General features: G+C 61.4%; 6 protein-coding genes. 1 reads left to right on the top strand and 5 read right to left on the bottom strand.

The window, feature by feature from the left end; genetic code table 11:
* Window positions 1-162: 162 nt before the first annotated feature.
* Window positions 163-1,737: an AAA family ATPase gene (locus tag Q0799_RS11160; protein ID WP_298398329.1), complete on the bottom strand. Its 1,575-nt coding sequence runs from the start codon at window positions 1,735-1,737 to the stop codon at window positions 163-165.
* Window positions 1,738-1,865: 128 nt separating this feature from the next.
* Between Q0799_RS11160 and Q0799_RS11155 the strand changes: the two genes are divergently transcribed.
* Window positions 1,866-2,576, top strand: coding sequence for a hypothetical protein (locus Q0799_RS11155; RefSeq protein WP_298398327.1), 711 nt, complete (start codon window positions 1,866-1,868; stop codon window positions 2,574-2,576).
* Here the strand turns inward: Q0799_RS11155 and Q0799_RS11150 are convergent.
* From Q0799_RS11150 to Q0799_RS11135, 4 genes are read right to left on the bottom strand one after another with little or no spacing between them, the layout of a single operon-like run.
* Entirely contained in the window at window positions 2,562-3,425 is an 864-nt protein-coding gene (locus tag Q0799_RS11150; RefSeq protein WP_298398326.1) for a hypothetical protein, read from the bottom strand. The two genes, Q0799_RS11155 and Q0799_RS11150, sit on opposite strands and share 15 nt — an antisense overlap.
* Window positions 3,426-3,427: 2 nt before the next feature.
* Complete coding sequence (locus tag Q0799_RS11145) at window positions 3,428-6,181, bottom strand: hypothetical protein (protein ID WP_298398325.1); 2,754 nt, start codon at window positions 6,179-6,181, stop codon at window positions 3,428-3,430.
* Complete coding sequence (locus tag Q0799_RS11140) at window positions 6,181-6,795, bottom strand: hypothetical protein (RefSeq protein ID WP_298398323.1); 615 nt, start codon at window positions 6,793-6,795, stop codon at window positions 6,181-6,183. Before Q0799_RS11140 ends, Q0799_RS11145 begins: the two co-directional genes overlap by 1 nt.
* Window positions 6,792-8,051 (bottom strand): hypothetical protein, encoded by a 1,260-nt coding sequence (locus tag Q0799_RS11135; RefSeq protein ID WP_298398321.1) that lies wholly within the window; start codon window positions 8,049-8,051, stop codon window positions 6,792-6,794. Before Q0799_RS11135 ends, Q0799_RS11140 begins: the two co-directional genes overlap by 4 nt.
* Between the last annotated feature and the right edge of the window lie 88 nt (window positions 8,052-8,139).

Here is an 8,139-nt window from a genome sequence, read left to right as displayed (position 1 = left end):
AGCGGCTGGAGCAGCTCAATCTGTATTGAGGCATAGCCGCCTGTGGCGGCACAAGAATTGGGGCCGCGTCAGCGACCCCGCTAGCCGCTTTGAGCGGCTCACATAATGAAGGCCCCCGGCTTTGCCGGGGGATTGTTACTGGCACAAATCTTCCTGCCTAGCTCAATCCCAACCATCTCCAGTAAATCCTACGCCTCGACGATTGAATGCAATTAGTGGCCTGATGTCTGGCACTTGGACAACCCTCCTGCCATCACGAGCCGCCGCGCCCAAGGCCCGCTGCAGAACCAGACGCACACTGCGCGGCGGCAAGTTTTGCAGACGGAATAGGACTTCATCATCCAGTCGCTCGGCAAAGGCACTGCCCCAGCTCGCCTCGTCCCGGAGGCGGTTGTAAATCGACTGCGCGATGCTTCTGACCTGCTCTGGCTTGGGCGGTTGAATGTGCAACACCGTCAGCCGTGAGTGCAGCGGCCCCGGAATGGCATCCAGCTCATTCGCGGTAGCCATCCAATTCACATGACTGGCGTCGATGGCAAAGTCGCGGATCGACAGGTCGATGAAATCCCGCGCACTGCGCGGCTCCAGAAGCGTATAGAGCGCGGCCAGCGGGTCGTATTGCGGTCGGCCGTTACTGGCCTTGTCCAGTTCATCGAGTACCACCACTGGGTTGGCCTGTGGCTGGTAGGCCAGCAGCTCAAAGAGCTGGCCTGGCTCGGAATTGCTCCAGAATGATTCGGAACCTGCGAGCGGCGAACTCGATTGTGTACTCGCCATATCGAATACACGAAAAGGCAAATATAACTGATCGGCCAGCCAGCGTGCCGCCTCGGTTTTGCCGATGCCCGCCGGGCCGACCAGCAACACGGCAGGCCAGGACACCCGGCCATCGCCCAGACTGGACAAGGCGAAGTGATCACGCATCAGCTCGGCCAGTTCATGCAAGTTTGGAAAGGCCCGCGCGAACTCATCCAGAAGGGCTTTCCAGTCCGGGGGCAGCAGGCCCAGTTGGCGGCTACCATGGCCCGCCCGCTTGATCCGCTCCGCCATCGCCTGTGCGCGCTTGAACTTGTCGTCGCCTTTCGGTCGGTGGCGATCCACGAACGTCTCCAGCCCGGCTTCATCGAGAAAGACGATGCTCGGCAAGAGTATTGATTTAGCGGTTTCTGTCGGCTGCTCCTGAACCTGTTCCGGTTTGGCTTCACTCGGGACGGGCTCATCCTCAACAGCCATGGCGGCGCGTAGATCTTCAGTCGTCACCCTACCCAGATCGTGCACCACCTGCTGTACCCCCTGTTCGACGATGAGCTGGCGGCTGCGGCGCACTTCTTCGGCAAACAATCCTTGGATGCCGTCGTGTTGCGGACAGCGTTGCGGACGGATGCCGTCCCCGACAACCTGTACACCGCAAACGGGGCATTTTTGCAGCGAAAGGTGCTTGGTCTGGGCAATCAGATCGAACACTGCTGCTGCACGTTCGCTGTGGCGTCGCGGCGGCTGGTAATGAATGGCCAAGCGATCCCGGTTGCAGCTCACTGACAGTGAGCCCTTTCGTGCGACCACTGCGGGTGGCAGCAGGTATTCCACCTGGGCAAACAGATGTGCCACCACGGCCAAATGCCCCGGCGCGGGTTCGACGATTTGCCGGGCAAGCCAGGGATGCTGCTCCTTGAGCGCAGCAATGGCTGCTTCGTATTCCCGCAGGCGCAACGGACGGGCTTGCTTTGGCTTGCGCATGATGGCCTCTCAATGGCCTAACTATAAATTATTATAACAGCTGTTTGTGCGAATCGCCAAACTCCGCACTCTCGTCTTGTCGGCCAATAAGTCTTATAGTGATTTACAGTGAATTCACAGAGCCCGACATGCCAACCCTTGCCAACGAACAATTGCCAGGCTTTGCCGCCGCCTTGATACGACTGCGCGGGGAAACGCTGGGGCGGATCGCTGAAGCCACCGGTATCCGCACTGCCAACCTCTCGGTCTGGCTACGTGGCAAGGAGCAGGTGATCTCCGCCAAACGACTAGTCGGCCTGTTGCACCACCTCGGTGTGGAAGGCGGGCGCCTGCGTACCGACGTGTTGCACCAGTGGCAGGATCGTGGGGCACTGGATGACAGCAAGCTCGTGCTAGGCAAGCTGCTGGCCGACAAGCAGTCGGTGTGGTTGTTTCAGGATGAGCAGCCGGGGCTTATCAAGACCCGCTTTCTGTTGGCTGGCGATGTGCTGATCCGCATGGAGATCGAGCCGGGCGTCGATCAAGCCCTTGATTTGGCGACAGTCGTCAGGGTGGATCGTGTCATCAGCACCCCTGCAGCATTGGCCGGGGTGCCAATCGACTCGTTGGCATCAGCACACAACGTCCTCTTGGCGCTGGCGGAGCAGGCCGCAGCGGACGTGGGTGACGAAGAACTGCTGGAAGGGCTGATGTTCCGTCTGACCGAAACATTAGGCAGTAATGTCACTTCAGCGCAGGGCTGGCAACAACTGGAGCAGGCGCTGAGGCGGTCCCTAGAGGCTGGCCTGGCCCCAGGTGACATTGCGAGCTTACTCAAAGGGCACCTACAGAACAGATAGCCAGACCGCTTCTTGTTCGAGCGCCAGTCCGGATTGGCGCATTTGTTCGGTTAACGGGCCCAGATAATCAGGCAACTGCAGAACAGCACTGGTGAACTCCCGAAGCGTATCCTGCCATAGCCGCTGGCTACCATAGCGTGCCAGTTTGCTTTGCCAGTCGGGCATCAGCCAGCATTCGCAAGTGTCGCCAAGCTGTGCAAAGAGTCGCACGAAATTGGCCAGCCCCACGCCGTCATAGTCCGGGAACAGTACGACACGGCTTGCACGCGGGCGCTGCCCCAGCCAAGCGAGAAGCCGGCCATCAAGCTGTCCGCCGTAGTACAGCAGGGTGGCTTGCGTTCCTACTGGCAGCCAATCCGTGCGGTCAAACAGCGCCTGGTTCTCCACCAGCCAGAGCGGCTGCCCGCTTTGCCAGGTGTCGCCAGTTTCAATGCGCAGGCTGGTAGCCCCGAAGTGGTGCGTGAGCTGGCTGAGTGGTAGTTCGCTCCCGTGTTCGCCTTGCCGCCAGAGAACCTTTTCGCCAACGGCCTTGAGCAAGGGGTAGTAGCACTCATGCTGATGATTGCGCGCTTTGCTGTCGCGCGCGTGGGCGATGTGTTGCGCCCGCAGCGGCAGGTCGTCCGTGGCCAGCATCCCGACTTGGGGGGAGAGTGCGCTCAGATGGATATCGAATAGTCGCGGATCGCTGACACGGTAAACATCACCGCGCCCCTGACGCTGGCAGATTACCGCTCCTGTCTGCCGGGCAAAGCGATCCAGAGCGCTGCGCTGAGCGGCGGTGAAATAGCTGGCCGGCAGGGCTTGTTGGCCTTGTAGTTTGAGCAAGGCTGCGCGCAGGGTTCGATCCATGCTCAGGCGTCCAGCGGTTCGATGATCTGCCAGCTATGACGGCTGATCTGGTTGCTGCCGTTGCGCGTGTGAATCGGCACGCAGTAGCGCACGGTGGTCAGCGGTGCGGGTGAGGCAAAAATCAGCGAGAAGCCGAACTCCGCCGCTGTGTCGATCAGGCTGCGCTGATTGCGGGCGTCCAGGGCCAGTGCCTCGTCCAGGTAGCAGATGCCCTGGATGGGGCGACGCTGATCCTGCATCAGATGCAGCATCGCCAGCCCCGTCACCAGTTTGGCCATCAGCACGGTGCCATTGGAGGCGGCACTGTCGAGGTCATCGAAGGCTTCCGGCTCGCGGTCTGCCTTGCCGACCCAGAAGCGCAGGCGAAACAGGTCGGCCACGCGCAGGCCGTGGCGGGCATTGCCCTCTTCGATCAGCAGGGTCTTGGCGCGATTGAGCTGCTCGTCGTCAAGAACGCTCTGCTGGTTGAACAGATCGAAGGTTTCGCCGCTGTCCACAGTGGCGGCGGTACTGATCAGCAGTTCGATGGCTTCGACCAGAATGGTTTCGTCTTCGGGTTCGATCTTGAACACGGCCAGATCGGAAAGTTGCCGGCCGCTGATCTTGCGGTTGAACTCGCGCATCCGGCGCTTGAAAGCAAACAGGCCGTCGCGCAGTTCGCGCAGGCAGGCGGCCACATTCACCACAGCCGAGCGTACTTTCTTTTCCAGGGCTTCGGCTTCCTGCGGCAGGTGATGGGCGAATTCAACGAGACGAATAATCTCGCTTTCCGATTCGTCGACAAACTGATACTTGGTCAATCCGGCGGTATGGATTTCACCCAACAGATGGCGAATCTGCTCATCCAGCTCCAGCAACTGGCGGCAGTCAGTCAGATAAGTTTGCAGCCGTTCGGCCAGTTGTTCCGGCGCAAACTCGGGCTGGGCCAGCCAAGGGTGGTGTGGCAACTCGGCCAGCCAGGTGAAGGGGCCTTCGTGGTCGATGCGTTGATGACGCCGTTGCTCGATCTGCCGGTGTTGCTGCTGCAAGGCCGCCAAATCCTGTTGCCGCTGCTGCCGCTGCTGATCCAATGCGCGGTGCCGCTCTGCCGAATGCGCCAGACTGGCGCCGAGGTCGGCGAGCTTTTTCGCCAGTGTCTGCAGCCGCTCCTCGCGCTCGGCCTCGCTTTGCCGCAAGTCCTGCATGTGCGCGTAGTCCCGCAATTCGGCATCCAGTTCGGCTAGTTGCTGCTCCAGCGCTTGGCGTTGCTGTTTGACGTTTTCCAGAGCCAGGGCGGTGGCCAATTGTTCTTGCAGCTGAACCTGCTGTTGCTGCAACTCCTGCTGCAATTCGCTCAGTTCCGCCAGGGTCCGTTGCTGATACTGTGCCGGCAGGGCTTCCAGCCGCAGTTGCAGGCCAGGCAAATTGAATTGCTCGGCATTCGCATCGACCAAGGCCGCAAGCAGGGCCTTGCCATCAAGACGGAAATCTTCGCTGCCCAGGGTCAGTGCCGGCTTGGCCAGCACCTTGTTCAGCGCGTTGAGTTGTTCCGTAGATACGACACCGGCCAGTTGCTGATAGAGGTTCTGCCCCTGGGTGCGCAACTCCTGCGCCAGCTGCGCGGATTCCCGTTCGATCCGGGCCAGCTCGCGCTCGATGGCCGCTGGCGTGCGGCTCTGGGCCTGGCCGATCCGTACCACCAGCGCATCCCGTTGTTCCTGCAGCTCGCGCCGGCGCGCCTCCAGCAGGGCGCGGTCGGGGATCAAGGCAAAACGCTGCTGCAATGCACGCAACTGTTCGCTTTGCTGGCGGAGCTGCTTTTGTTCCAACTCGCACTCTTTTTTCTCGCCAGCCGACTGCATATCCTGTTCGCGCAGGCGGGTTAGCTCGGCATCGCACTGCGCCAACTCATGCTGCAAGGTTTGCTGGCGGGTCTCGTAATGCTGTTGCCACTGCCCCAGTGCCGCGTCGATCAAGGGGCGCCAGCACAGCAATTTGCCGCGCAACACCAGGCGGGCCTCCTGCTTCCGTTCCAGTTCGCCAAGGGTGGCTTGCAGCCGCACGGCGGCCAGGTACTGGCTGCGTTCGGCGTTGAGATCGGCGAATGCCTTGTCCCATTCCGCCTTGAAGTCGATGCTGGCATCCGGCAGATCGCGCCGGAAAATCTGCAGCAGATAGTCTTTCACCTCGCTGGAGCGCAGTTTGTCTAGGCGCAGCGTGCGGGTCAGCACCCGCTGAAAAACGCTGGCATCGCTGGCGTGCTCCAGCCGGAAAACGCAGAAATCCTGCTGACTGGCGAGCTTGCGGCTACGCCCGTCATAGACCATGTCGGCGAATTCGCTGCTGCTGTAGCTGAACACCCGGCGCCCAAAGCTCGCCAGATGGCTGGCCAGTTGCGGTTGGGGCACCAGGGTGCCATCCGGCAGGCAGAACTCCTCGACCTTCAGCGGCCCGGCATAGGCGAAATACTCGTACTCGAAGCTCACCCCTTTGCCCACGCAGCCCAGCACCACGGTGCCGGACTCCGGCAGCGATACTTCTAACAGCACATAGGCGCTGTTGTTGGGAAAATAGAAGCGCCGGCTCTTGTCTACGTCATGCGCGCCGAAATCCATGCGGCGGCGGTCGATGATCAGCAGGAACTGCAGGGCATTGATCAGGCTGGTCTTGCCGGTATTGTTGGGCGCCACCAGCGAGACCGCACCATCGAGCGGCAACTCGGCGCGCGAGTAGCCGGCACTCCCCAGCAGGACCAGACGTTGGAAGCCGTACTGCATCAGGTGTCCTCCTCGTCGTCTGGCGCATCCGCAGCCCAGTCTTCCTCCGTTGGCGCGCTCGGCTCGTCGCCATCAGTCTTGGCCGTCAACGCCAGGCTCTCGAAATGATCGAGGTAACGGCATACAGCGGGCAGCAGTCGCCAGCCCGCCGGCTCTGGCACTGCAAAGCCGAGGTTGCAGGCGCGGCCCAGCAGCTCCACCAGGGCATCGAGGTTGAGACCCTCGGCATCCAGCAGGTCTTGCTGTTGCTTGTAGATCTCGGCCAGCCAGGCGCTGTCGATCAGCCAATCGGTAAAGCGCTGCAGGGCCTTGCCGGCGTTGGCCTGGACATCGAAGATCACCATGAACAGCAAGGCCAGCTGGCGGCTCGTCTTGCCGATGTTGCTGTTGGCCTCGCTGTTGTGAAACCAGGCAAAGCCCCTGGCATCCAGGCGCAGCTCGAACCCCAGCGCGGCAAACAAGCCGACATAGCTGGCCTCATGCTGTTCCAGCTCCGCCCACAGCGCGGGCTCGGCTATTCGATTCAGGTGTTTGCCGGAGAGAAACAGGCGGAACAGCTCGGCCAATGTCGGCATCTGCGACAGCGCGGCTGCCAGAGCTTGTGGGATCGTCATTGCGGGATACTCACGCGGTGAGGGTGATGCAGGACGCGAATCGTCTGCAATGTGGTTTTTTCAGGCTGGCTGGCGCCCTCGAACTGCCAGCCAGGCTCATGTTGCAGGTCATGGAACAGGCGCAGCAGGGTGGCATCCTGCAGGTGGGCGTAATGGCTGTGCAGCCAATCGAGCAGATTTTCCACCGGCAAGCTGAGGACCAGATGCGCACGAATAGCGCCTTCGTCCACCTGCTCCAGCAACGGAACGTCATCGCCGGGTTCATCCTGCGGAAAGGCCACCGCCTGCGGCTGGTATTGGCGCACGGCAGCCATGATCGCCCGCACCTCATCGCCCAATTGCAATTTGAAACCGCGCTCATTGCGCCAGACGGGGAGTGCGGTCTTATCCGTCGGGCGCGACAGTGCGCGACGCAGGCCGCGTTTGCGCACCTGCCCCAACAGCAAGCTGATGGCACTGGTCAGCGCGTTGTGCTGACGCAGCTCTTCGCGCAAGGGCAGCAGTGTATCGGCGCACTGTTGCGCCACCAGTCGGCCAAAGCGCCGCAGCTCCTTGGCCTGGTGCGCCACCTGACGCAACTGCAGGCGATGCGAGTAGAGCGCACCCTGTACCGACAATTGCTCTAGGCTCAAGTCGAGCGCACGCTCCGCTTCTTCCAGATAGCGATAGAAGGTGCCCTGCGAGCCGCTGTCCATCATCTGGTTCATCGGCTCCACATAATGATCGTAGGCTTCCAGCACCGCGCGGTAGCGCTGGCTGATCGGCATGCTGCTGTCGGCGCTTTTGGCGTTTTCCGCCAGCTCAAAGAGCGCGTGCCGGTCCTGATCTAGCTGCAGACTGACCTGGCGGAAGAGTTCTGCTAGCTTGTTGGCGGCTCCGCGCACGCGATCCATGTCGGCCCCGAGCATCCCTTCATTGAGTGCTTCGGTGGCTTCACGGATGGCCGCAACACGCGCCTGCAGTACGGCAGCCAGGCCCAGCTCATGTTCACGGGTGAGACCGCGCACGAACTCCAACACATAGGCATTGAGCTGCAGATCGCTGCTGCGCGGCAAGGTTTGCAGGATGTCCGCATTGACCAGGGCACGCAGCACCGCGCCCTGCGTTTCGGCATCCCGTTGCCCGGATACCTTGGCAATACCGTTCAACACCTGATCGCTGGTCAGCACGGCAAACTCGCGCGACAGCCTCACCAAAAGCTCTACGGTGTCCCAATGGGTGTAAAGCGCGTAGACCAGCGAGCGAGGGTTGGCCATGTCAGTTCAGTCTCCCACCACCGAGCAGGCATGCCCTTTGCGGCATGCTCTCACCCACCAGCCGCACAGGGCGGCAACCCGGCGCATG

Source organism: uncultured Azonexus sp. (genome assembly GCF_937982035.1).
Taxonomy (GTDB): Bacteria; Pseudomonadota; Gammaproteobacteria; order Burkholderiales; family Rhodocyclaceae; genus Azonexus.
Note: the sequence above shows the minus strand (reverse complement) of the source record. Positions and strands in the feature narration are given on the sequence as shown.

Bases quoted from the DNA above. Each gene is read 5' to 3' on its own strand.
- Q0799_RS11135 (WP_298398321.1), bottom strand. From the start codon at position 8,051: ATGGCCAACCCTCGCTCGCTGGTCTACGCGCTTTACACCCATTGGGAC.
- Q0799_RS11150 (WP_298398326.1), bottom strand. From the start codon at position 3,425: ATGGATCGAACCCTGCGCGCAGCCTTGCTCAAACTACAAGGCCAACAA.
- Q0799_RS11145 (WP_298398325.1), bottom strand. From the start codon at position 6,181: ATGCAGTACGGCTTCCAACGTCTGGTCCTGCTGGGGAGTGCCGGCTAC.
- Q0799_RS11160 (WP_298398329.1), bottom strand. From the start codon at position 1,737: ATGCGCAAGCCAAAGCAAGCCCGTCCGTTGCGCCTGCGGGAATACGAA.
- Q0799_RS11155 (WP_298398327.1), top strand. From the start codon at position 1,866: ATGCCAACCCTTGCCAACGAACAATTGCCAGGCTTTGCCGCCGCCTTG.
- Q0799_RS11140 (WP_298398323.1), bottom strand. From the start codon at position 6,795: ATGACGATCCCACAAGCTCTGGCAGCCGCGCTGTCGCAGATGCCGACA.